This window comes from Methylobacterium sp. P1-11, from assembly GCF_008329595.1.
Lineage (GTDB): Bacteria > Pseudomonadota > Alphaproteobacteria > Rhizobiales > Beijerinckiaceae > Methylobacterium.
Genome location: NZ_NPKS01000040.1, coordinates 15250 through 37327, shown reverse-complemented (window position 1 = coordinate 37327; position 22078 = coordinate 15250). Strand labels below are relative to the sequence as shown.

Annotated in this window: 26 protein-coding genes; 16 read left to right on the top strand and 10 right to left on the bottom strand. The window is 69.0% G+C overall.

Features of this window, described 5'->3' with window-relative positions; translation table 11 throughout:
• Nucleotides 1-20 precede the first annotated feature (20 nt).
• Both CIW48_RS28515 and CIW48_RS33565 read right to left on the bottom strand, forming a co-directional pair.
• Nucleotides 21-707 carry a LysE family transporter gene (locus CIW48_RS28515; RefSeq protein ID WP_149313796.1) on the bottom strand — a complete coding sequence of 229 codons (687 nt, stop codon included), beginning with the start codon at nt 705-707 and terminating at the stop codon, nt 21-23.
• A 16-nt stretch (nt 708-723) separates the two neighbouring features.
• Complete coding sequence (locus CIW48_RS33565; RefSeq protein WP_173009426.1) at nt 724-927, bottom strand: hypothetical protein; 204 nt, start codon at nt 925-927, stop codon at nt 724-726.
• A gap of 219 nt (nt 928-1146) precedes the next feature.
• On the opposite strand from CIW48_RS33565, the gene CIW48_RS28505 reads away from it, so the two are divergent.
• Nucleotides 1147-2355: a helix-turn-helix transcriptional regulator gene (locus CIW48_RS28505; RefSeq protein WP_149313794.1), complete on the top strand. Its 1209-nt coding sequence runs from the start codon at nt 1147-1149 to the stop codon at nt 2353-2355.
• Between the two features lies 1 nt (nt 2356).
• Here the strand turns inward: CIW48_RS28505 and CIW48_RS28500 are convergent, their stop codons facing one another.
• The gene (locus tag CIW48_RS28500; RefSeq protein WP_149313793.1) at nt 2357-3286 is read right to left on the bottom strand and encodes a ribokinase; all 930 of its coding nucleotides are present in this window, start codon (nt 3284-3286) and stop codon (nt 2357-2359) included.
• Between the two features lie 158 nt (nt 3287-3444).
• Here CIW48_RS28500 and CIW48_RS28495 point away from each other — a divergent pair, with 158 nt between their 5' ends.
• Nucleotides 3445-4149 carry a GntR family transcriptional regulator gene (locus CIW48_RS28495; protein ID WP_246695459.1) on the top strand — a complete coding sequence of 235 codons (705 nt, stop codon included), beginning with the start codon at nt 3445-3447 and terminating at the stop codon, nt 4147-4149.
• Nucleotides 4150-4289: 140 nt separating this feature from the next.
• Here CIW48_RS28495 and CIW48_RS28490 read toward each other — a convergent pair whose 3' ends face one another.
• Genes CIW48_RS28490 through CIW48_RS28470 form a run of 5 tightly spaced genes read right to left on the bottom strand, consistent with a single transcriptional unit; the run spans nt 4290 to nt 8557 of the window.
• On the bottom strand, nt 4290-4703 hold the full coding sequence (locus CIW48_RS28490) for a VOC family protein (RefSeq protein WP_091785426.1): 414 nt from the start codon (nt 4701-4703) through the stop codon (nt 4290-4292).
• Between the two features lie 40 nt (nt 4704-4743).
• Nucleotides 4744-5781 (bottom strand): biotin-dependent carboxyltransferase family protein, encoded by a 1038-nt coding sequence (locus CIW48_RS28485; protein WP_149313791.1) that lies wholly within the window; start codon nt 5779-5781, stop codon nt 4744-4746.
• The gene (gene pxpB, locus CIW48_RS28480; protein WP_149313790.1) at nt 5774-6508 is read right to left on the bottom strand and encodes a 5-oxoprolinase subunit PxpB; all 735 of its coding nucleotides are present in this window, start codon (nt 6506-6508) and stop codon (nt 5774-5776) included. Before pxpB ends, CIW48_RS28485 begins: the two co-directional genes overlap by 8 nt.
• Nucleotides 6501-7274 (bottom strand): 5-oxoprolinase subunit PxpA, encoded by a 774-nt coding sequence (locus tag CIW48_RS28475; protein WP_149313789.1) that lies wholly within the window; start codon nt 7272-7274, stop codon nt 6501-6503. Before CIW48_RS28475 ends, pxpB begins: the two co-directional genes overlap by 8 nt.
• A gap of 26 nt (nt 7275-7300) precedes the next feature.
• A complete protein-coding gene (locus CIW48_RS28470; RefSeq protein WP_149313788.1) occupies nt 7301-8557 on the bottom strand; it encodes a Zn-dependent hydrolase in 1257 nt (418 codons plus the stop codon).
• A 431-nt stretch (nt 8558-8988) separates the two neighbouring features.
• Here CIW48_RS28470 and CIW48_RS28460 point away from each other — a divergent pair, with 431 nt between their 5' ends.
• From CIW48_RS28460 to CIW48_RS28410, 11 genes are all read left to right on the top strand, one after another.
• Entirely contained in the window at nt 8989-9795 is an 807-nt protein-coding gene (locus tag CIW48_RS28460) for an amino acid ABC transporter ATP-binding protein (RefSeq protein WP_149313786.1), read from the top strand.
• A gap of 34 nt (nt 9796-9829) precedes the next feature.
• Nucleotides 9830-10513: an amino acid ABC transporter permease gene (locus CIW48_RS28455; protein WP_149313785.1), complete on the top strand. Its 684-nt coding sequence runs from the start codon at nt 9830-9832 to the stop codon at nt 10511-10513.
• Between the two features lie 66 nt (nt 10514-10579).
• Entirely contained in the window at nt 10580-11389 is an 810-nt protein-coding gene (locus CIW48_RS28450; RefSeq protein WP_149313784.1) for a transporter substrate-binding domain-containing protein, read from the top strand.
• Nucleotides 11390-11457: 68 nt separating this feature from the next.
• Complete coding sequence (locus CIW48_RS28445; protein ID WP_149313783.1) at nt 11458-12138, top strand: GntR family transcriptional regulator; 681 nt, start codon at nt 11458-11460, stop codon at nt 12136-12138.
• Nucleotides 12139-12153: 15 nt separating this feature from the next.
• Nucleotides 12154-13320, top strand: coding sequence for a Xaa-Pro peptidase family protein (locus CIW48_RS28440; RefSeq protein ID WP_149313782.1), 1167 nt, complete (start codon nt 12154-12156; stop codon nt 13318-13320).
• Between the two features lie 214 nt (nt 13321-13534).
• The gene (locus CIW48_RS28435) at nt 13535-13777 is read left to right on the top strand and encodes a hypothetical protein (protein ID WP_149313781.1); all 243 of its coding nucleotides are present in this window, start codon (nt 13535-13537) and stop codon (nt 13775-13777) included.
• 135 nt (nt 13778-13912) lie between these two features.
• Entirely contained in the window at nt 13913-14989 is a 1077-nt protein-coding gene (locus CIW48_RS28430) for a patatin-like phospholipase family protein (protein WP_149313780.1), read from the top strand.
• A gap of 78 nt (nt 14990-15067) precedes the next feature.
• A complete protein-coding gene (locus CIW48_RS28425) occupies nt 15068-15832 on the top strand; it encodes a histidine phosphatase family protein (protein ID WP_149313779.1) in 765 nt (254 codons plus the stop codon).
• Nucleotides 15829-16713, top strand: coding sequence for an NAD(P)H-hydrate dehydratase (locus CIW48_RS28420; RefSeq protein WP_149313778.1), 885 nt, complete (start codon nt 15829-15831; stop codon nt 16711-16713). Before CIW48_RS28425 ends, CIW48_RS28420 begins: the two co-directional genes overlap by 4 nt.
• A gap of 540 nt (nt 16714-17253) precedes the next feature.
• A complete protein-coding gene (locus CIW48_RS28415; RefSeq protein ID WP_173009429.1) occupies nt 17254-17466 on the top strand; it encodes a PAS domain-containing protein in 213 nt (70 codons plus the stop codon).
• A gap of 178 nt (nt 17467-17644) precedes the next feature.
• On the top strand, nt 17645-17851 hold the full coding sequence (locus CIW48_RS28410; protein WP_091785476.1) for a DUF6582 domain-containing protein: 207 nt from the start codon (nt 17645-17647) through the stop codon (nt 17849-17851).
• Between the two features lie 84 nt (nt 17852-17935).
• Here CIW48_RS28410 and CIW48_RS28405 read toward each other — a convergent pair whose 3' ends face one another.
• Nucleotides 17936-18628 carry a helix-turn-helix transcriptional regulator gene (locus tag CIW48_RS28405; protein WP_149313776.1) on the bottom strand — a complete coding sequence of 231 codons (693 nt, stop codon included), beginning with the start codon at nt 18626-18628 and terminating at the stop codon, nt 17936-17938.
• A gap of 178 nt (nt 18629-18806) precedes the next feature.
• Between CIW48_RS28405 and CIW48_RS28400 the strand changes: the two genes are divergently transcribed.
• The gene (locus tag CIW48_RS28400; RefSeq protein ID WP_149313775.1) at nt 18807-19481 is read left to right on the top strand and encodes an antibiotic biosynthesis monooxygenase; all 675 of its coding nucleotides are present in this window, start codon (nt 18807-18809) and stop codon (nt 19479-19481) included.
• Between the two features lie 658 nt (nt 19482-20139).
• Here CIW48_RS28400 and CIW48_RS28395 read toward each other — a convergent pair.
• The gene (locus tag CIW48_RS28395; RefSeq protein WP_149313774.1) at nt 20140-20730 is read right to left on the bottom strand and encodes a DUF2147 domain-containing protein; all 591 of its coding nucleotides are present in this window, start codon (nt 20728-20730) and stop codon (nt 20140-20142) included.
• 224 nt (nt 20731-20954) lie between these two features.
• Here CIW48_RS28395 and CIW48_RS34310 point away from each other — a divergent pair, with 224 nt between their 5' ends.
• A complete protein-coding gene (locus tag CIW48_RS34310; protein WP_149313773.1) occupies nt 20955-21386 on the top strand; it encodes a hypothetical protein in 432 nt (143 codons plus the stop codon).
• A gap of 133 nt (nt 21387-21519) precedes the next feature.
• Nucleotides 21520-21972, top strand: a complete 453-nt coding sequence (locus CIW48_RS28385) for a hypothetical protein (protein ID WP_173009428.1) — start codon at nt 21520-21522, stop codon at nt 21970-21972.
• Nucleotides 21973-22078 lie beyond the last annotated feature (106 nt).

Genomic DNA, 22078 nt, shown 5'->3' with positions numbered 1-22078 from the left:
AGGCTGTGCTGTGCGCCGTCTCAGAGCCGGCCCGGCGGTTGGCCAGTCGCGCCGATTGGCCCGCTCGCACTCGCGTTGTCCAAACGGCCTGCCGTACTACCGTCTAGTCCCCGAACCAGCAGGCTCAACGCCAGAAGGGCGAGGAGGAGGCCGGCGGCCTTGTTCAGCTGGTTCAGAACCTGACTGGTGACACAGCGCCGGAACAAGGACACGGCGGTGTTAAGCACGACCCACCAGGCGAACGAGCCCAGGAATACGCCGGCCGCCAGCATCGGGAGTGGCGCGGTTCCGCGCGCGAGGAGTGCCGGCATAGCGGCCAGGAACAGCACGGGGGTGATCGGATTCGCCAGGGCCAGCACGACCGCACTGCCGTAGCTCGCGGCCAGGGAGTCGCGGCGCTCGCTGCTCACATGCAGCACCGAGTCGCTGCGAACCACCCGGACCGCGAGGGCGAGTAGCACGGCCCCTGAAACCAGGGAGAGCACGGCCCCGTTCGACCACGCCGCAACCAAGTCCGCGCCCCAGCGCAAGATCACGGTCCCGTATGTCAGATGCACGGTGGCGACGCCGAGCCCGGTAGCAAGGCCAATGGGCAAGCCCCCTGACAGTGTTCGCTGAATGCAAAGCAAGCTCGTCGGCCCGATCGGCACAGCGATGGACAGACCAAGACTTGCGCCGGCGAGCAGGGCCGCGGCGATGACACCCATGACGCCAGGAATGCACCTAGTCGTCTTCCAGACGGTCGAGGGGCGAAGCGGCCGCCCGGGGCTCGGCTGCCGCGCTGTTGGCGTTCGGGCACCCAATGTGATCACGCTCCGCGGCCGAGGAAGCTTGGGCGCAGGCGATGTCCGGCATGTCGTTCAATTCGTCGGCCCAGGCCCCGGCGCACGACAAGACGACGATGATGGTGGCGACGATTGTCTTCATGGCTGTTCCTTCCGCGTGCCGACAATCTAGGCATGGCTGGACCCTGAGCATCCTCTGTCTGGCGGATGGCACTGCCTGCACTGCTACAGGCTCGCTGCCTACGTCCCAGCCGAGCGTGAAAGCACCGTATCTTTAGGTGTTTGCACGGCCGCCCCTTGGTTTTCGGAGGCTGTGTCGCCGCCGCCTCCGGTGTGGCGAACGGACGGCGGACTCAGCGGAATGGTGCGCGGCGCACCGACCTTCGCCGGCGGCATCATCTGTTTGAAGGATGCCGGTGCCGGTTTTGGACTGATATTGGTCTTACCGCGGCCAGCAAGATCATCGTGGGGCGTGCCGATGCGGGAAGCGCTTATCGACCGGATCTACGAGGCTGCGGGCACCCCGGAGCTCTGGCCGGAGGTCCTTCAGTCGGTTGGCGAGACGGCGAACTCGGATGGCGCCGTGCTCATGGTGCTGCCCCCCGTCGGAAGGCCCCGCTGGATTGCCTCGCCGGCTTTGGAGCCGCGCCTCAGTCATGAAACGGCCGCGACCTTCTGGCGGGGCAGCGGGCGCACGGCGCAATGGCGCGCCGAGGCCCATGCGGGCTTCATACGCGACGTCGACCTCGTGCCGGGCTCCTATGACGGCTGGCCCTGCGATGTCGAGAAGCCGTTCTGGCAGGTTGGGACAACGATTCCCTTGCCGACAGGCGACGTCGCGATCGTCACCGCCGAACGTCGGGCCCAAACCGGCCCCCATGAGGCCTCCATCCTGCCCAGACTCGACGCCTTGCGGCCCCATCTCGTGCGCGCCTGCCATCTCAGCGCCCGGTTCAACTGCGAGCGCTCCCGTCTCACCAGCATGACGCTCAACCAGATCGGACTCCCTGCTGCGGTCCTGTCGGCTTCGGGGCGGGTACTCACCATGAATGCTCGTTTGCAGGAGCGGGAGGAGATACTGCCCCCGGGCCAGCACGGCGGCCTGTTATTCAAGAGCCTGATCAACAGTAAGCTGCTGCAGGACGCGATCGGCAACGTCGTGGGCGGTCGGCACGCGGCGCAGACCATGCCGGTGCGCAGCTATTCCGACCGCCGCCCTCAGATCGCTCACATCATGCGCTTGGAGCGGCACCCCGGCGACGTCTTTGGTGCCTCGGCGGTGCTGCTCATCCTAGTGCACGTCGGCGCGCGGGCAGTTCCGGACGACGGCCTCCTGAACATGCTGTTCGACCTCACCCCGGCGGAGGCGCGGCTGCTCCAGGCGCTGGCCGGGGGCTTGCGCCTGCAGAGCTACGCAGAGAGCGTCGGCGTCCAACCAAGCACGGTACGCACGCAGCTCACCTCGATCTTCAACAAGACCGGGACCAAGCGGCAGGCGGAGTTGCTATGCATCGTCGCCTCGCTCGCGCTGTTCAGCGGGCAGACGACGAAGTGCTTCGGTGCGGCGTAAATCAAACTGCGGCGGCGTCCAAGAAGGCGGCCAAAGCCCGCGCGGTTGGAAAGGCGCCAAAGGCCCCGAACCGGCAGGTGGTGAGCGCACCGCAGGCTGCGGCCTGTCGCAGGGCCGCGTCGACGGGCTCGTCTGCGAGCAGGCCCGCCATCAGTCCGGCCGTGAAGGCGTCCCCCGCGCCGACCGTATCGACTGCCGCCACCGCGAAGGCCGCCTGGCGTAGGGGCGGCGATCCAGGGCGGAACGCCATCGCGCCGCGCTCTCCCAGGGTCACCACCAACAGTTCGAGGCCACCGTCTAGCAGCGCGGCAATGGCCGGCGTCGCGGCCTGGGCGTCGGCGATGGCGTCAGGAGCTCCAAGGCCGAAGTTGGCGGCCTCGACCGCATTGACGACGAGGATCGCAGTGTCGGCTAAGATCGTCGGGTCGATAGGACGCACCGGTGACGGGTTTAGCAGAGTGGGAAGGCCCAGCGTCCTAGCCAAGGCGAAGGCCTCGCGGATGGAGGCGTCCGGCGATTCGAAGGTCGCCGCCACGAGGTCCGCCTGCCCAACACGGGCGGCCACGGCTCGGACGTCCTCCGCACCAAGGGCGAGGTTGGCGCCGAGGCAGACCGCTAGGCAGTTCTCGCCGGATGCATCGACGAAGGCGACGCCGGCGCCCGTCGAGCCTACATGTGGCACCAGCATATCCTCGGAGAACCCGACTTGCGCGAAGGTCGAGCGGACCATCGGGGAGAACACGTCCGTGCCGACTGCAAAGAGTCCGTCCACCGTGATGCCGAGCTTATGCGTGGCGAGCGCGAGGTTGAAGCCCTTACCACCAGGCTCGGCCAGGAAGGCCAAGCCATTGAGGGACTCGCCCGCCTGCGGTAGCCGGGCGACCTTGACCGAGCAGGCCATCACGAAGCTTCCAATGACGAAGACGCGCATGGAGCACTCCGAGCCTGTCCGATATAAGCTTATGTACCGGAGGTCGATCGGACGTGCGCCCCAAAAATCGGACGACAAACGGTGAGTTTGAGCCGGACGTCGCGAGAGACGAGCGTCCCTCGGTGCTCTCTCTCCTGCGCCTGCGCGGCGACACTGCGATGCCGCTGTACCGGCAGATCGAAGGCCAGCTACGCGAGCTCATCCTGTCGGGTTCGCTGCCGCCGGGCGTCATCCTGCCGGCAGAGCGCCAGCTCGCCGACAGCCTCGGGGTCAGCCGCGTCACTGTCCAGCGCGCCTATGCCGAACTCAGCTACAACGAACTTCTTGTGCCGCGCGGGCGCTCCGGCTTCCTCGTGCGCTGTCCCCCTGAGCCCGTGCGCCCGGGCATGGACCGGCTCAAGGGATTCACGGAGGAGATGCGGGAGCTCGGAAAGATCCCGTCCTCGCGCATTCTCGATCGGGCGGTCACCGAGGACCGCTCGATCGCATCGATCTTCGGCCTGCCCTCGACGGCCCCGTTCCTGCGCCTGACGCGCGTTCGCTACGGCGACGGTGTGCCGATGTCGCGTGAGGTCGCTTGGTACAACATCCGCGCGGTGCCTGCCCTTGAGACCGGCGATCTCTCCGGCTCAGTCTACGCCTTCCTAGGCGGGCACCCGAGCGGCCGTCTCGTGCGCTGCGAGCAGACGGTGGAGGCGACTATGCCGACGGCGGACGAATGCGAAATCTTCGCCTTCGAACGGCCGCTCCCGTGCCTGCTAATCAAGCGCCACAGCTACAATCAGGACTCAGTTATGATCGAGTACGTTGAGGGCCTGTTCCGGGGAGATGCATATCGCTATCGGCTAAATTTAAGCGCGTAGCGAATGTAACTGACGTCTGGCACCTACTCGCCAGGACCGATTCGGACGGATGAAACCATCCGCTTTCGGCTTGTCGCCCATGTCGGCCATTCGAGAGTGCGAGGCGTTCTCTCAAAGCGGCCATGAAAGATGGGCGGCCTTCAGTGGGCGAACACGCCGGCGAGATCCCGGAAGCCCTTGATCTCGATCGGGTTGCCGCTCGGGTCGAAGAAGAACATCGTGCGCTGCTCGCCGGGCTCACCGGCGAAGCGGACGACTGGTGGGATGTCGAAGGCGATGCCGGCCGCCTCGATGCGGCCAGCGAGCGCCTCCCAGGCGTCGAGCGGCAGCACCACGCCCAGATGCGGCATCATCACTTTATGGTTGCCGACCGTCCCGCTCCGGGTGGTGGAGAAGGGCTTGCCCAGGTGCAGCGAGAGCTGATGGCCGAAGAAGTCGAAATCGACCCAGGTCTCGGTGCTGCGGCCCTCCTGGCAGCCGAGGACGCCGCCATAGAAGCGGCGGGCCGCGTCGAGATCGGTGACGTGGTAGGCGAGATGGAACGGCGTGAGCATCGATGACCTCTTTTTTCGCAGGGGAGGGGGTACGGCGCTTTCAGGGCGCCGGATCGGGGGCACGCGCCGAGACGACGCCGCCGACGAGGTTGCAGGACAGCAGGAACGCGCTGTCGAGATCGCCGCCGCCGCCGGCCGGCACCAGCGCCGCCAGCCGCGCGGCCAGGCCGAGCCGCGCCGCGCGGGCGATGGCCTGGGCCTCCGCGACGGCGACGGCCGCGAACCGGATCGTCTCGCCCGGCCGCACCTGCGCGACGCGGCCGAGATCCGCCGAGATCACGGTGGCGATCTTCGGGTAGCCGCCGGTGGTGTGGCGGTCGGCCAGCAGGATCAGCGGGCGCCCGTGGCCGGGCACCTGGATCGAGCCGTTCACGATCCCGTCCGAGACGATGTTGAAGCCGTCCGCGTGGACGATCGGCGGCCCGTCGAGGTGGCAGCCCATCCGGTCCGCCCGCGCCGTGAGGGTGTAGGGTTCGGAGAGGAGGGTCCGCAGACCGTCCTCGGTGAAGCCGTCGGCCTGAGGCCCGAGAACCACCCGGATCGGCCCGCCGAAGGTCGGCCGGTGGGGCAGCGGCAGGGTCAGCGGGCGGTCGCGGGGTGCGGGCGCCGCGAGGGGCAGAAGGTCGCCCGCGGCCAGGGGATTGCCGTCGAGGCCGCCCAGGCGCGTGCGGGTGTGCGTCGCGACGCTGCCGAGCATCGGCGCGACGGCGAAGCCCCCGGCGACCGCGAGGCAGGCGCGCAGGCCCTGCCGCGGGCCGCCGAGGACGAGCCGGTCGCCGCGCCGGAGGTCGTGGGCGGTGAACGGGTCGAGGGCGCGGCCGTTCAGGCTCATCGCGAAGGGCGCCCCGGCGAGGGCGACGCGGCAGGCCTCCGTCTCGCAGACGAGGGTCGGACCGACCATCGCCATCTCGATCACCGCGGCGTCGAGCGGGTTGCCGACGAGGCCGTTGGCCAGGGCGAGCAGGTCGGGATTCATCGCGCCGGACCCCGAGATGCCGTAGCGCAGGTAGCCCGGCCGACCAGCATCCTGCAGGGTCGAGGACACGCCGGGCGCGACGACGCGCAGGCCCTCAGGCATCGATTTGCTCCAGGGTCGCGACGGTCTCGCCGGCGCGGGCGGCCTCGCTGAGGGCGTCGAACGCGGCGCGGTCGATCGGCTCGAACCGGATCAGGTCGCCGGCCGCGAACAGGAACGGCTCCGCCCGGGCCGGATCGTAGGAGCGCGCGGGCGTGCGGCCGATGAGCTGCCAGCCGCTCGGCAGCTCCAGGGGCGGCGAGACGCCGGTCTGGTTCCCGCCGATCGAGACGCTACCGGCGGGCGTCTTGGGGCGCGGATCGGTGCGCCGGCTCGCGTGGAGCCGGGGATCGAGGCCGCCGAGATAGGCGAAGCCGGGGGCGAACCCGATCATGTAGACGCGGTAATCACGGCCGGCATGGAGCGCGACCACCTCCTCCGGGCTGAGTCCGGCCCCGGCCGCGAGGTCGGCGAGGTCGGCGCCGTGCGCGCCGCCGTAATGGACCGGCACCCGCCAGCGGCGCAGCGCCCCCACCGCCCCGTCCGGTGGCGGCCAGTGCGCGGCGATCAGTGCGACGAGGTCGTCCCGGGGCAGCAGGTCCGGATCGTAGAGGACGAGGAGCGAGCGGTAGGTCGGCACGGTCTCCAGGAGGCCGGGGCGGCCGGCGCCGCGGAGCGCCGCGTCGAGGGCGATGACCTGCGCGTTGACCGTAGGGTCGACCGCGCGGCCGAGCTCCACCGTGAGAGCCCGATCGCCGCAATCGAGGAGACGGTAGCCGGGCTCAGACACCGAGCACCTCGGCCATCGGACGCAGGGCGATCCCCTTGGCGGCACACTTCGCGCGCAGCCGGCGGGCCATGGCGACGGCGCCGGGCGTGTCCCCGTGGACGCAGACCGTGTCGATCCGCGTCGGGATGCGCCGCCCGGACAGGCAGGTGATCGCCCCGTCCTCCAGCATCCGCGCCACGCGCTCCGAGACGGCTTCGGGATCGTGCAGCACGGCGCCGGGGAGCTTGCGCGAAACCAGGGTACCGTCATCCGCGTAGGCGCGGTCGGCGTAGATCTCGCGCGCGATCGGCAGGCCGAGCTTCTCGCCGGCCCGCTCGGTCTCCAGGCCCGGCATCACCACGAAGATCAGGTCGCGGTCGAGGGTGCGGATCGCCCGCGCCACCGCCAGGGCGAGGTCGGCATCCTCGTTGGCCATGTTGCCCATCGCCCCGTGGGTCTTCACGTGGCGCACCGGGCAGCCGGCATCCTGGGCGAGCGCCAGCAGGGCGCCGACTTGGTAGAGCACCGCCTTCTCGACGTCGGACGGGCGCTCGCCGTGGATCGGCCGCCGGCCGAAGCCCCAGAGGTCGAGGAAGCTCGGATGGGCGCCGGCCTGCACGCCGTTCGCGGCGGCGCCGCGCAGGGTCTCGTGCATCACCAGCGGGTCGCCGGCGTGGAAGCCGCAGGCGATGTTGGCCGAGGTCGCCACGGTCAGCATCTCGGCGTCGTCGCCCAGGCGGTAGACGCCGAAGCCCTCGCCCATGTCGCAGTTCAGATCGACGATCATCAGTGCATCCTTTCTTGCGCGCGGGGTCAGGCTTCGGCGACGAGGTGGGCCACCAGGGTGGCGGCCGCGCAGAGATCCTCGATCCGCATCGCCTCGTCGGGGTTGTGGCTGCCGTTCTGGTTACGGACGAAGATCATCGCGCTCGGCACGCCCTGGCCGGCCAGCGTCGCGGTGTCGTGCCCCGCCCCGCTCGCCATCGTCCGGAACGGCATCCCGAGCCGGCGCGCGTGCCCGGACAGGGCCTCGACCAGCGCGGCGCTCATCCGCGCCGGCGTGCTGCCGGTGCGCTCGCCCAGGACGAAGCGCACCAAGCGGGCGGCCTCGATGGCGGCGACGCGCTCGGCGAGCGCCGCCTCGATCCGGTCGAGAACGGCCGGCTCGGTGCTGCGCACGTCGAGGCAGAACCGGACCTCGCCGGGGATCTTGGCGAAGGCGTGCTGAACCGGGTCGGTGGCGACCTCGCCCAGCGTGATCGTGGCCGGGCAGCCCTCCGCCTCCAGCGTGCCCCAGAGCGAATCCAGGCCGGTGATCAGGTCGGCGAGAGCGAAGACGGCGTCGCTGCGCTCGCCCCGCGCCACGGCGCCGGAATGGCCGTAGCGGCCGAAGCAGGCGGCCTTCCGGTAGCGGAAGCTGCCGCTGATCGCCGTGACGAAACCCACCGGGATCCCGGCCGCCTCCAGCGCCGGCCCCTGCTCGATATGCATCTCCACGAAGCCGTGGATCCGCGCCGGATCGAGCAGCCGCTCGCCCCGTGCCACCGCCTCCGGCCGCAGGCCGAGCACGGCCATGTGGTCGCGCAGATTCCGGCCGGTATCGGCGCGGGGCAGGTCGAGCACCTCAGGCGGCAGAAGGCCGAACGCGGCCCGGCTGCCGACATAGGAGGCGGGGAACCACACGCTCTCCTCGGCCCGGAACACCGCGATCGTCACGGGCCGCTCCGGCACGAGGTCCGCCCGGCGCAGGGCGTCCATGGCCGCAAGGCCGCCGATCACGCCCGCCGCCCCGTCGAAATTGCCGCCGTGGGGCACCGTGTCGACGTGCGAGCCGACCATCCAGGGCGCCAGGGCCGGGTCGCGCCCCGCCATCGTCAGGAACAGGTTGCCGGCCGCGTCGGTCTCGGCGGTGAGCCCCAGCGCCAGCCCGGTGGAGCGCATCAGGGCGTGGGCGCGCTCCTCGCCGGCGCCGTAGGCCGCCCGCGTCACGCCCGGCGCGTCCTGGCTGAAGGCCAGGAGCTCGGCGAACAGGGCTGCGCAGAAATCCGGGTCGATCGCGAGGTCCATCATGCCGGCTGCCCGCTGCGCGCGGCCCCCGAGCCTCGCCGATCCCCGGCGTCCGGTTCGGCGCGGATCGCGGGACCGCGGCCGGTGCCGGCCCGGGATTCCAAGGCCGCAGCCCGCCGACGCGCCGGCCCGGGCCGGTCGATCGGCTGAACAATGAGGCACGGGTTCGGCGCGGTCGCGAAGGGAATACCGGGACCCAGGGGCTCGATGACCATGTCGGAGGCAGCCATGCTCAAAAATACCGCTTGAATGCCGGCGGTATACCGGCTCTGCTAAGGCATCGAAGCGGCCTTTGCAACGTAAAACAGTGCCGATAACGAGATAAAAACTTTGATACGATAGCTTTGAAAAGCAAACTGTCAGCAAATAAGCGTCGATCTGGCGCAGATCGAAGCATATATCCGCGACATGACCGCATAACATCAGGTTCGACGATGGCTCAGATCGAGACGGCCGCGCCTCCGCTCCTGAAGATCAGGAAGCTGCACAAGAGCTACGGCGCCAACGAGGTCCTGAAGGGCATCTCCCTCGACATCCACGAGGGCGAGGTCGTGTCGATCATCGGCGCAAGCGGCTCGGGCAAGAGCACGTTCCTGCGCTGCCTGAACCTCATGGAGACGCCGACCTCCGGCTTCATGGATTTCGAGCGCTTTGCCTTCGACTACGAGCAGGGCGCCCGCCGCCAGCCGACGCCGCAGCAGCTCTGCGAGTTGCGCGCGCGGATCGGCATGGTCTTCCAGAGCTACAATCTCTGGCCGCACATGACCGTGCTGGAGAACGTCATCGAGGCGCCGATCCGGGTGCGGCGGATGCCACGCCGGCAGGCCGTCGCGGAGGCGGAGGCGCTGCTCCAGCGCATCGGCCTCTACGAGAAGCGGCATGCCTACCCGTCGAAGCTCTCGGGCGGGCAGCAGCAGCGCGTGGCGATCGTGCGCGCCCTGGCGATGGCCCCCAAGGTGATGCTGTTCGACGAGGTGACCTCGGCCCTCGATCCGGAACTGGTCGGCGAGGTGCTGGCGCTGATCGGCTCCCTCGCGGCGGACGGAATGACGATGCTGCTCGTCACCCACGAGATGGCCTTCGCCCGGGATGTCGGCACCCGCACCCTGTTCTTCGACGGCGGCGTGATCGCCGAGGATGGGCCGCCGGACGCGATCATCGGCGCCCCCCGGAGCGAGCGGCTGCGCCAGTTCCTCCGGCGCGTGCTGCACGCGCCCGCCGCGCTCGGACAGACGGCGTGAGCCGCCGACCCACCACCGGGGAGATCAGACAGCGATGAGCGTCGCGGCGTTGCAGGATTGGTGGCTCACCCTCTCGGACGAGATCGTCACCTACGGCCCCGGCTTCCTCTCGGCGACCCTGGTGGTGCTCGGCGTCACGGTGGCGAGCATCCTGGTGAGCTGGGTCTGCGGTCTGCTCGGGGCGCTGGGCAAGCGCTCGTCCTTCGCGCCCTTCCGGGCGCTCGCGAGCTTCTACGTCTGGTTCATCCGCGGCACGCCGACCCTGATCCAGGTCTTCATCGTGTATTTCGGCATGCCGCAGATCGGGGTGAAGCTCTCGCCGATCACTGCCGGCATCATCGCGCTGGGCGTCAGCAGCGGCGCCTACGTGGCCGAGACCATCCGGGCCGGCCTCGCGGCGATTCCCCGGGGTCAGGTCGAGTCGGCGCTCGCGCTGGGCATGAACCCGCGGATCATGATGGTGCGGATCGTCCTGCCGCAGGTGTTCCGGATGATCCTGCCGTCGCTGACCAACGAGGCGATCTCGGCGGTCAAGAACACCTCGCTCCTGTCGACGATCACGGTCGTGGAGCTGACACTCTACGCGCAGCTCATGATCGCCACGACCTTCCGGCCGTTCGACTTCTACATTGCGGCGGCGCTGATCTACCTCGGCCTCACGTCGATCCTGTCGCAGCTCTCAGCCTATTTCGAGCGGCGCTACGCCCGCCTGTCCTGAGCCTCCCCCGCCGCGGGACGGGCCGCGGCCGACACCTCCCGCCCCGTCCCGAAACCGGAGATCACCATGAACCGCCGCCACGTCCTCGCCCTCGTCGCCCTCTGTGCCAGCCTCGGCGCCGGCCTCCTCGCCGCCCCCGCGACCCGCGCAGCCGAGGGCAAGCTGGAGCTGATCGAGCCCGGCAAGCTGATCGTGGCGACGGACAGCACCTTCGCGCCCTTCAGCATGCGCACGCCGAGCGGCGAGCTCGACGGGCTGGAAGTCCGGGTGATGCGCGAGGTCTGCCGCCGGCTCGGGCTCGAATACAGCCCGGTCAACATCAAGTTCGACGCCCTGCTGGTGGGCCTGATGGCCGATCAGTACGACATCACCAGCGAGTCGATGGACATCACCCCGGCCCGGCAGAAGCAGGTCGCCTTCGCGGACGGGTGGCTCGAGTCCGGCGCGCGGATCGTCACCCTCAAGGATACGGGCATCAAGGGGCCGGACGACCTCAAGGGCCGCAATGTCGGCGCCCTCTCGGCCTCGACCTTCGGCAAGCTCGCCGAGGAGCACGGCGCCAGTCTGAAGAGCTACAAGACCGCCGCGGACGCCATGCAGGACCTCGTCGGCGGCAACATCGATGCGGTGATCAACGACGCAGTGGCCGGCAACTACGCCATCAAGGCGCGCAAGCTGCCGCTGGTGATGATCGAGACCCCGCTGAGCACCGTCCAGAAGGGCTTCGCCATCAAGAAGGGCAAGCCGAACCTGCATGCCGCCGTCAACAAGGCCCTGGCCGAGATGGTCGCTGACGGTACCTACGCCAAGCTCGTCACGCCGCTGATCGGCTATGACCCGGCCCCGAAGGCGCCGATCCGCACGCCCGCCATGTGAGCGGGCGCGGCGGACGCCGGAGAACAAGAAAATGGGAGCGGCCCGGCCGGCCGCTCCGGGAGGACACGATGAAGACCCTCGATGCATCGTCGTACACGACGGCGCTCAATGCCCGGCGCGAGCAGAGCCTCGGGCAGAGGGCTTACGACCGGCTGCTCGACATGCTGGTCCGCCGCGACCTTCCGGCCGGCACCGTGCTGCACGAGCGCCGCCTCGCCGAGATGCTCGACATCTCCCGGACCCCGACCCGCGAGGCGATGTCGCGGCTGGAGACCGAGGGGCTGATCGAGCGGCAGCCCGGCGGGATGCTCGTCGTCAAGGAGTTCTCCCTGCGCGAACTGATCGAGATCCTGCATGTCCGCCGCCTGCTGGAGCGGGAGAGCGTCATGCTGGCCACCGGGCGGATCGCCGACACGGTGCTGGCGGATTTGCAGCGGCAGATGGAGACGCTGCTGGCGGCGGGCGACCCGGACGCGCCGGGCAACTGGGAGGTCGACCGGCGCTTCCACGACCTGATCGCGGATCACAGCCACAACGCGATCCTCGCCAAGACGATCAAGGATCTGCGACTCAAGACGCAGATGTTCAACCTGAGCCGGATGCCCGAGCGGTTCGAGGCGGTCCATCACGAGCACCTCGCGGTGGTCGCCGCCCTGCGGGCCAAGGACGCGGCGGCAGCGGCGGACGCCATCGCGGCCCATCTCGAGAATTTCAAGCAGGGCATCATCCGACGCCTGAGCGAAGTCTGAAACGAGGGCGGCGCGATGCACGAATTCCCGGCCCTGCGCGGCTGCGAGGCAGCCTTCCCGGAAGCGGAGTTCGCCGCCCGGCAGGGAGCGGCCCGGGCCGCCATCGCGGCCGCCGGCCACGACGCCCTCGTCGTGACCAGCCCGGAGACAATCTACTGGCTGACCGGACGCCAGACTGCAGGCTACTTCGCCTTCCAGGCCCTCCTCGTGCCGGCGGAGGGGGACCCGGCCCTCTTGGTCCGGCAACTCGAACTGCCGGGCGCGGCCGCCAATACCTGGCTCGACGACATCCAGGCCTATCCGGACGGCGCCGACCCGGTCGAGGCGCTGGCGGCCCTCGTGCGCGAACGCGGGCTTGCCAAGCTGGCCCTGGAGCGGGACGGCTGGTTCATCTCGCCGGCGCTCGCGACGCGGATCGACGCCGCCCTCGGCCGCGGCTCGCTGCGCGACGGCTCCGGCCTCCTCGCCCCCTTGCGGGCAGTGAAGTCGGCGGCCGAGCTCGCGGCGATCCGGGCCGCCGCCCGCTACGCGCAGGCCGGGCTCGCCGCGGGGCTCGACGCCTGCGCCGCCGGCACCGACGAGAACGCCGTCGCCGCCGCCATGCTGGCGGCGGCGACGGCCGCCGGGTCCGAAGCCATGGCGATGGAGCCTCTGGTCGCGTCAGGCCCGCGCAGCGGGCTGCCGCACATGACGTGGCGGCGGCGCCGGCTGGAGCCGGGCGACCCAGTCTTCCTCGAACTTGCCGGCAGTCACGCCCGCTACCACGCGGCGCTGATGCGCAGCGTCTGGATCGGGCCGCCACCGGAAGAGGCGTCGCGGATGATGGATTGCGCGCTGCGCGCCCTCGACGCGGCGCTCGACGCGATTCGCCCCGGCCATCCCTGCTCGGCTCCCCACGGGGCGGCGCAGGCCATCATCGACGCGGCGGGCTACGGCCCGGCCTTCCGCAAGCGCATCGGCTACTCGATGGGCATCGCCTTCGCCCCGGACTGGGGGGAGGGGAGCCTGCTCTCGCTCTTCACCGGACAGGACAGACCGATCGAGCCCGGCATGGTCTTCCACCTGCCAGCGACCCTGCGCCGGTTCGGCGCCTGGACGGTCGGCGCCTCCGAGACTGTCGTCGTCACCGCAAACGGGATCGAGCTCCTTTCCGACCTCCCCCGTACCTTGTCGCTGCGGTAAGGCAGCCGACATCATCGCTATCTGCATAGGCAACATGGGGCCGGGCTGCCTGCAGCGAAAGCGACGGAATTGCTCGCGTGCCAGCGTCCAGTTCTCCTTCGCCGTTGCTTTAAACCAGACCGGCCGCTTTCGGCCGATTTCGTTGAAAAACTCGGCTGTTGCGGCGGCATTTGCATGCTGACTCACTGCCGATGTGAGGCGGGGATCGACGTAGATGATGGGGCCTCGGCAAGTTGAGCCGGCCGCTCCGTTCTACGAATACTCGTTCGACACCCACGTTCCCGCCGACCGTCTATTGCGGTCCATCGACGGCTTCGTCGATCTCGCCTACGCAGTGGCGGATGTGGGCCGTCGCGAGGACGTCCTCGACGGCGGCGGTCATCGTCGGCACGCGAGCCAAGCCAAGGCGCCGCTGAACGACGACTGCACCAAAGTCGTGTTCAAGCCGCAGGGCTGACGCCAAACCGGACGTAGGCCCGGGAGCAGGAGCCCTGCCGGCGGTTGGTGAGGCACCTGGTACGGGAACCTCCGCGGCCTCGGCGACACTGACCGGGTCATAACCAAGTTCAGCCCGCAACGGATGAAGGCACGGATGCCGGACAACACACGCCACCTGGCCCTGGTCTTCGCCGGCGGCAACGCCGTCGGCGCCTACCATGCCGGAACCTACGAGGTGCTGCATGACAGAGGGCTTCGGCCCGACTGGGTCGTGGGCGCCTCCATCGGTGCCGTGACCGCCGCCATCGTCGCGGGCAACGCCCCCGAGGACAGGGTCGCCAAGCTCCGGACGTTCTGGGACGAGGCGACCCAGGCCACGGGACCGAGCCCGACCGGGCTGCTCAAGCCGCGCCAGGTCTACAATGGGCTCCATGCCCTCCTGGCGCTCGCTTGGGGGCGGCCGAGCATCTTCCGCCATCGCCTCCCCGGCCTCTGGTCGGCCCTGCCATGGGTGCCGAACGACGTGGCCCTGTTCGACAACGCACCCTTGCTGCGGACGCTCGAACGCCTCGTCGACTTCGACCGCCTGAACCGGGGCGGCACGCGCCTGACGGTCGGCTGCGTCGACATCGAGACCGGCGAGGAGGTCTACTTCGACACCGCCCGCGAGGAGGTCCGGCCCGAGCACATCCTCGCCAGCACGGCCATCCTTCCGGCCTTCCCGCCGGTGGAGGTGGACGGGCGGGTCCTGTGCGACGCGGGCTACACGAACAACCTGCCCCTCGACCCGCTCTTCGAGACCGAGCCCGAGCGGGACCTCCTGTGCATCGCCTCGGACCTGTTCTCCTTGCGCGCGCCGCGTCCGGCTTCCCTCGACGCAGTCATCGAGCGCGCGAACGACCTCATCTTCGCCAGCGCGCCGCGCCGGGCGATTGCGGGCCTCAGGCGCGAGTACGAGTTGCGGCAGCGGCTCGATCCCAAGGGACCAGCGGTGACGCTGCTCCACCTCGTCTACCAGGCCGGCGCCGACGAGCTCGCAGCCAAGAGCTTCGACTTCTCGCCCTCCTCGATCCGCGACCGCTGGGCTGCGGGCCGACGCGACGCGGAGCAGGGACTGAGGCTGCTGCCGCCGGACGGGCGCGGGAGAGGCCGCTTCGACTACCTCAGCCTTGCCGACAGCCTCGATCCGCCCAATGACGCAGGGCCTCAGGCAGCTTCCGCAGAGGCATAACGTCGACGGTGCAGCACCCCACGCGTGAACTGGTCGGCGTCGGCGGCGTTGCCGGACACGACGGGAGGACGCAACCGCATGCAGCAGCGCTGGCCGAACCGATTATGGATTGTGCGGCACGGCGAGAGCGCGGGCAACGTCGCCGCCGAGGCCGCGCACGGGGCCAGCCTGGCCCGGATCGACATCGCCGAGCGTGACGTCGACGTACCCCTCAGCGCGCTTGGGGGGCGACAGGCCGAAGCCGTCGGGCGCTGGTTTGCCGACCTTCCGGCCGGGGGCAGGCCCGAGATCGTTCTGACCTCGCCCTACCGAAGAGCCAGGCAGACGTCCGAGCACATCCGCGCCGCCGGCGGCCTCGCGCAAGGCGCACCCGAACACTTGGTCGACGAGCGGCTGCGCGAGAAGGAGCTCGGCATCCTCGACAGGCTGACGCGGACCGGCGTCGAGCAGTTGTATCCCGAGCAGGCCGAGATGCGCCGGCGCCTGGGCAAGTTCTACCACCGCCCACCGTCGGGCGAGAGCTGGTGCGACGTGATCCAGCGCCTCCGGAGCGTGTTGGACACTGTCTCGCTTCACCATGGAGAGAGGCGGGTGCTCATCGTTGCGCACCAGGTGGTCGTGCTGTGCCTGCGCTACCTGATCGAGGACATGACCGAGGCGGAGATCTTGGCCATCGATGCCGCGGGCGACGTCGCGAACTGCTCGGTGACGGAGTACGCCTTCCGACCCCGCGAGGGCAGCACCGGCAAGCTCGTCCTGGAACGCTACAACTTCGTCGCGCCGGTCGCCGAGGCCGGGGCGCCAGTCACCTCCGAGCCCGACGCGAACGTGGCCGCCCGATGACGCACGACAGCCTCACCGCCGACAGCCTCAAGGCGTTTCCTCTGCCGGTCCCGCACGAGGGCAGCAAGGACGAGCGCGGCAGCGCGTTTGTGCTCGGCGGCTCCAAGTCGGTCCCCGGAGCCGCCCTGCTGGCCGGCATCGCCGCCCTGCGCGCCGGTGCGGGCAAGCTGAAGATCGCCACCGTCGAGAGCAGGGCCGCCGGCATGGGACTGGCGGTGCCCGAGGCGATGGTCATCGACCTTCCGGAGACGCCGGAAGGCGGTGTCGACGGCGCACGCGCCTCGGAATGCCTGCAGAAGATGGCGAAGGGCTGCGACGCCCTCTTGATCGGTCCCGGCCTGACCGAGGACGGCCCGACCACCAAGCTGGCGGTGGAACTGCTGGAGGCGCTGCCGGACGCCTCCTTCATCCTCGACGCGGCCGCGGTCTCCGGGCTCGCCGCGCATGCCGCTGGAGTCCGTCGGCACGGGGAACGGCTGGTGATCACGCCCCATGCCGGCGAGATGGCGCAGTTGCTGGACCGGAGCCGGGACGCCGTGGAGGCCGACCCGCTCGACGCGGCGCTGAAGGCGGCCGACCTGCTGCACGCCGTCGTCGTGATGAAGGGGGCAAAGACCTGGATCGTGGACCCGCAAGGCGCACGCTGGCTCTACGAGGGAGGCGGCGTCGGCTTGGCGACGTCCGGTTCGGGCGACGTCCTGGCCGGCATCGTCGTCGGGCTGCTCGCGCGCGGCCTGGCGCCCTTGCCCGCGGCGCTGTGGGCCGTGTTCCTGCACGGCGAGGCCGGCAAGCGCCTAGCCGCATCACTCGGCCCGGTCGGCTTCCTCGCCCGGGAGCTCTCGGGCGAGGTGCCGGGGCTGCTACGGGAGACGGGGGGCTAGATCCCGAATGCTGCCAGAGTGGTTGCGCCGTCCGCAGGGGCGCCTCGGACGCCATTGCACCGGCACGCCCCGTGCGGCGGTGCCGCTCTGTCCGGCGGCCTGAGAACGGGCTTGAACCGAGCGTGGCGCTGCTCGAACCAGGGGCAAGCATCCCGGCGCCCTGGGACGACCGGAACGCAAAGTATTCGCCGTGGCACGGCACGGCACGAGCTCGGGCCCGGGTTCGCCCGGTTGCTCGCCGGCGATGGCGCCGTCGAGGTGCAGCACCAGCGGCTGGTGCGCGACTGGGTCGGCGCGCCCGAGGAGGTCCGCTTCGCCTACGGCCTCAAACATCACCGCGGAGCACGCCCGAGAGGAGCCGCCTCGCGCGAGCGAGGAGCAATTCCGCATCGTCGCGCAGCCCGCGCCGAGCCACGTCCGGGCAGCCCGCCCGAACGGTAGGCTCTACAGGTTCAACGAGCAGGTCCACGCCTACAGCGGCACGGCGCCCAGCACCCTCGACGGCTCCGCATGGGCCGGCATCGTCTACCCGGACGACGGATGGGGGCCGACAGGGTGTGGCGGCTGTCGCTCGCGACGGGTGAGGACTTCGAGGCGGAGTTCCGCACCCGCCGCGCGGGCGGCGCCCACCTCTGGTTCCTGACCCGCGGCAAGCCCGTGCGCGACCATCACGGCGCCATTGCGCGCTGGGTCGGCTCCTGCACCGACATGGACGAGTCCGGGGCCACGCGTTTCATGGTGAAGGAGTTCTGATCGGGGAATGGTGATCGCCTGGGCGCACCTGACGGGCAAGGCCGGAGCCAATGCCGGCCACACTCGGGAGCGCCCGCACGACGACGGCATGGAACGGATGCCTCGCCCTCGCTGCCTTCGAGTCGGGCACCACCGCATCCGGTGCAGCGTTGCCCCTTCCGAAAACCCGGAGACCACGATGTCGAAGCTCAAGACCGAGGAACGCGAGGACCTGTCCAAGAGCAAGTTTGCCCTGCCGGAGGAGCGGAAATACCCCGTGGAGGACAAGGCGCACGCCCGGAACGCCAAGGCCCGCGCCGCCCAGCAGGAGAAGGCCGGCAACCTCTCGCCGGCCGACAAGAAGAAGGTCGAGGCGAAGGCCGATAAGGTTTTGGACAGGAGCTAGCCGGCGCTGATGCCCGGCCACCGTGGGCATCGTCTCGACAGGGCCGCACCGGTCGGCGGCGCTGCCCGACGAGGCTGCCGGCGTTCACCTGTAAAACCCGAACACGTTCGCGAACCCGCTCCGGCCGGCTTCGGTCACCGTGACGACCCGCCCGTCCCGGGCCCGGTCAACCCAGCCAAGTTCCTCGCATCGGCGGCACAACGCCGCCCCAAGGCGGCCGGCGAGGTGCGGTCGCCGCTCGCTCCAGTCCAGACACGGACGGCAGAACATACGCTTGCTCCGACCGGCAGGCTCGACCGACACCCCGAACTGCGCGAGCCACGCGCGGCCGGCCTCGGTCGCCTCGCCGGCCTCGTCACCCAAAACGATCAGGCCGCGCGACACGAGCGCGTCGGCGATGGCGACACCGAGACGCCCGGCCAGGTGGTCGTAGCAGGTTCGGGCCGCACGCAGCTCCGGACTGACCCGGGGCGTCGCGCGCGGCCTGGCTGCCTCCGGTCCCGCCGCCGCCACCACCAGGATGGTCTCCAGCATCCGGGCGACCTCGGGCGAGGCGAGCCGGAAGTACCGGTGACGACCCTGGACGGCGACGCCCAGCAGGCGCCCTTCGACCAGCTTCCCGAGGTGGCCGCTCGCAGTCTGCGCCGTCACGCCCGCCGTGTAGGCGAGTTCCGTCGCCGTCAGGGCCCGGCCATCGAGCAGGGCCGTGAGGATGTTGGCCCGTGCGGGATCCCCGATCAGGGCAGCGGTTCCGGACAGGCTGGCGGCGTTCGTCATCGCACGACCATAGGCCTCAGACGTTCGTCGATCACGTCGGAACGCTTCGGTCGTGACCGAAGCGTTCGCCGCTGACATCATGAGCTTCCCGCCACACACTCATCGCCAGTCCAGCGTCGGCCCGCCTTCCTGGCCGGGATCAACTCGGCCTCACCAGACCTGCAAAGACGGAGGAGCCATGTTCTCGGTCATCTTCGAGGCCCGTCCCAGCGAGGGCCGGAAGGACGCGTACCTTGCGCACGGCAAGGCACTGAAGCCCGAGTTGGAGAACATCGACGGTTTCATCGATAACGAGCGCTTCACGAGCCGGACCCGACCGGGTTGGGTGCTGTCGCACTCGACTTGGCGGGACGAGAAGTCGGTGATCCGCTGGCGGACGCATGCGGGCCACCACCTCGTCCAGGAGAAGGGCCGGTTCGAGGTGTTCTCCGATTACCACCTCCGGGTCGGCGAGGTGACGGCAGACACCCATCCGCCTCAAGGCCATGGGGTGCGTGAGCAGCGGCTCGACGCGACCGAGGTCGGCGCCGCCAAGGTTTGCCAGTTGTGCGAGACGGTGCCTCGCCCCGGCCAGTCCCTGCCGGACGACCTGACGGGTGCGCGCGGGCTCGCTCTCACGGCCAGCGGCCTTGTGGCATCGGACGTGTTCGACTCGATCTACAATCCGGGCAAGGTGATGCTGTTGTTGTCGTGGATCGACCCCGACGCGGCCTCTGCGTTCAAGCCGACCGAGCCGGCCCAGGCCGAATGCATGCGCATCCGGACCGTGCGGGTGGTACGCGACTACGGCATGTTCGACCGCCGCGAGAGCCCGCAGTTCTACCCGCCGGTCGACCGACGGAAGAAGCGGTGAGCCCGACCCTCCGTCCGCCCTGCCACCGTCATTGTCGGCCGACGCAGCAAGTCAGGGTGTAGATGCCGACGCTCTGCCCAAAGCCGAGCGTCTATCTCAATGCCAAAAGGTTGCTCAGCAGGCACCCGGCGCACACAAGCGTCGATTTTTACCTGATTTGGAAGGACTTAGACGCGGCACCTCGCAGGGGCACCGCTACCATTTTGTTCCAACCAGCTGTCGTTTGTTCCAGCTAGGCTGTCGTCCTACAAACGTTTGGCGCGCCAACCGGATTGAGACTGCGAACACCTATGTCATTCAGATTGCGAGATGATGTTAGAAGGCATCCTGCCGGATAATACCTTGCAGCGATATGCGACGCGACCGCAGCGCAGCCGATCACTCCAAACCCGACATTCGGCTTTGCGCCCATCTCGGTCATCCGAAGAGCCTCAAGAGCGTCTCTATAGCGGACGTAAAGCGTGGCGGTTGAGCGCAATGCGTCGATGTGTGGGATCGGTCGGCTTTGCAATCTCGACGTCAGGTCGCAGCAGCGCCTTGGCGAAGGTGACGCTCGCCGGGGAGAGGCGGCATCCATCGCATTGCTTAAATCGGGCTGAGTGCCTTTGTCGTAGCGTGGGGTCACGGTGACCGGGCGTGCCATGTCAGGCGTACGATTTCACTGCGGCTGCGCAGCCGAGCGCCCCTTGTTCGCCGGAGCACCTCCGACCGCCGGCTTGGTCCCCAGTTCCGAGTCAGAGCGCGGTCCACCGGGCGCATCGGTAGCGCCCTGGAGCTGGCCGGGAGGCGCGTCCATCACGCGCGACCAAGTCTGTGAACCGCAAAATACGGCGAGCATACAGCCCTTGATCGTCAGCGCCGACGGCTGGTTGCTCCACAATGTTACCTCGCAGGACTTGCCGTTGTCAGAGCTATAGATCTTGCCCTCAAACCGACCCCCTGCGTTCTGCTTCAAACTGGACAGCAGTTGATGACCGAGCAGAGGCCGCCCCTGCTTGCTCGGGTTCGGGCTGTAGCGGTCGACCTTCGGCTTACCATTCTCGTCCAGGAGCTCTTTTCCCCAGACGACAAAGCCGCATAGGCGGGCGTGGTCCGAACCGCCGCGTTCGATTCGTATACGATCACGTCCATCTTCTGTCTGCCACGTGCCGAAAGGCTCGGCCGCTTGAGCCGCATTGCACAGGGTACCGGCGGACGCGGCGAGACCAATCAGGGCTCCGGTGGCGAAGCGGATCGGGATAGGCGTCATCGTTGTCCTTTCAGGGCGTAATCGGAACGAATTGGCGGCCCGCGACACCTGCTCCCCGACGATCGCAACATTTGACCACAAACGTCGCCGGACTTCGCCGGCTGTCCTCTTGGATCAAGCAACCTGTTCAGGTGACGGTACGATCCGACCGATGAGGAGTTTGGAGCAGTACGGGCCTCTTCCGGTGAATCCGACCTCCTGGACCTGTAGCGAGGATTGAAACCATGCTCCTCAGGATCTTACCTCCCCTTATCCTTGCCGCTTGCCTGACCTCACCCGCTCTGGCTCAATCGGCGAGCGGCATTGACCAGCCGGCAGTGCTAATTCACGGCAACTATTGCGGCATGGGCAACAACGCGCCGCTACCACCCATCGACGCCCTCGACGCCGCCTGCGCCCGGCACGACGCCTGCACCCCTGCCGGGAGCCTACCGACACGAGCATGCAATCTGAGGTTCCAACGCGAGACGCAGTTCATCTCCCGCGATCCACGGCAGCCCGACGATCTGCGTGCGTTGGCAGGCTTCGTCTCCGTTGGCGCTGCGCTTTTACCATTTGATCCTGTTGCCCCAGTCGTTGGCGCAAGTGTGCTGGCGTCGGGACATTATGGACGGCATCCACCCCGCCCATACACGGCTGCCTCCCACGCCTACTAGCACCGCAGTGGAGCGCGCGGGCTACCATCAAAGACAAGGTTCTGCATACGAGCGGCTCCGTTCGACAACGAGGCGGCTCGTGGAAGCTTAACACGCATAATACCGTTCAGAAGCCGGCGTTATGGAGAGTGCTATGCAGAAAGTTGTTTTGGTGTCTCTGGCCGTGCTCGGGATGGGCGCGCTGATCGCCGCGGACACCGTTGAGGCCCGCGGCGGCTTCGGTGGCGGCGACTTCCGTGGTGGCTTCGCCGGAGGCGGCTGGCGCGGCGGCGTTGGTGGTTATCGTGGCGTGGCTGGTGGCTACCGCGGCGGTTTCTACGGTGGCCGAGGATACGGCTATCGCGGCGGTTTCTATGGTGCCCGCGGCTACGGCTACCGCGGCTATGGGCACGGTGGTCGAGGTTACGGCTATGGCGTCGGCGCGGGTCTAGCCGGTCTCGCGGTCGGCACCGCGGTCGGGGCTGCGGCCAGCAACTATTACGGCGGCTATGGCTACGGCGATTCCTACTATGGCGGCTACGCCCCCGCCGCCTACGGCTACAGCTACCCCGCGCAAGGATACAGTGGCTGCACCTGCGGCTACTGACAGCACTGCATGAACACCGGGTCCGCTGCCTACGGGCCTATCGCAAAGCGAACCCGGTGACGTTCACTGTTTGTTACGCATACTGACCGAGCTTGCGGCCTGTGTG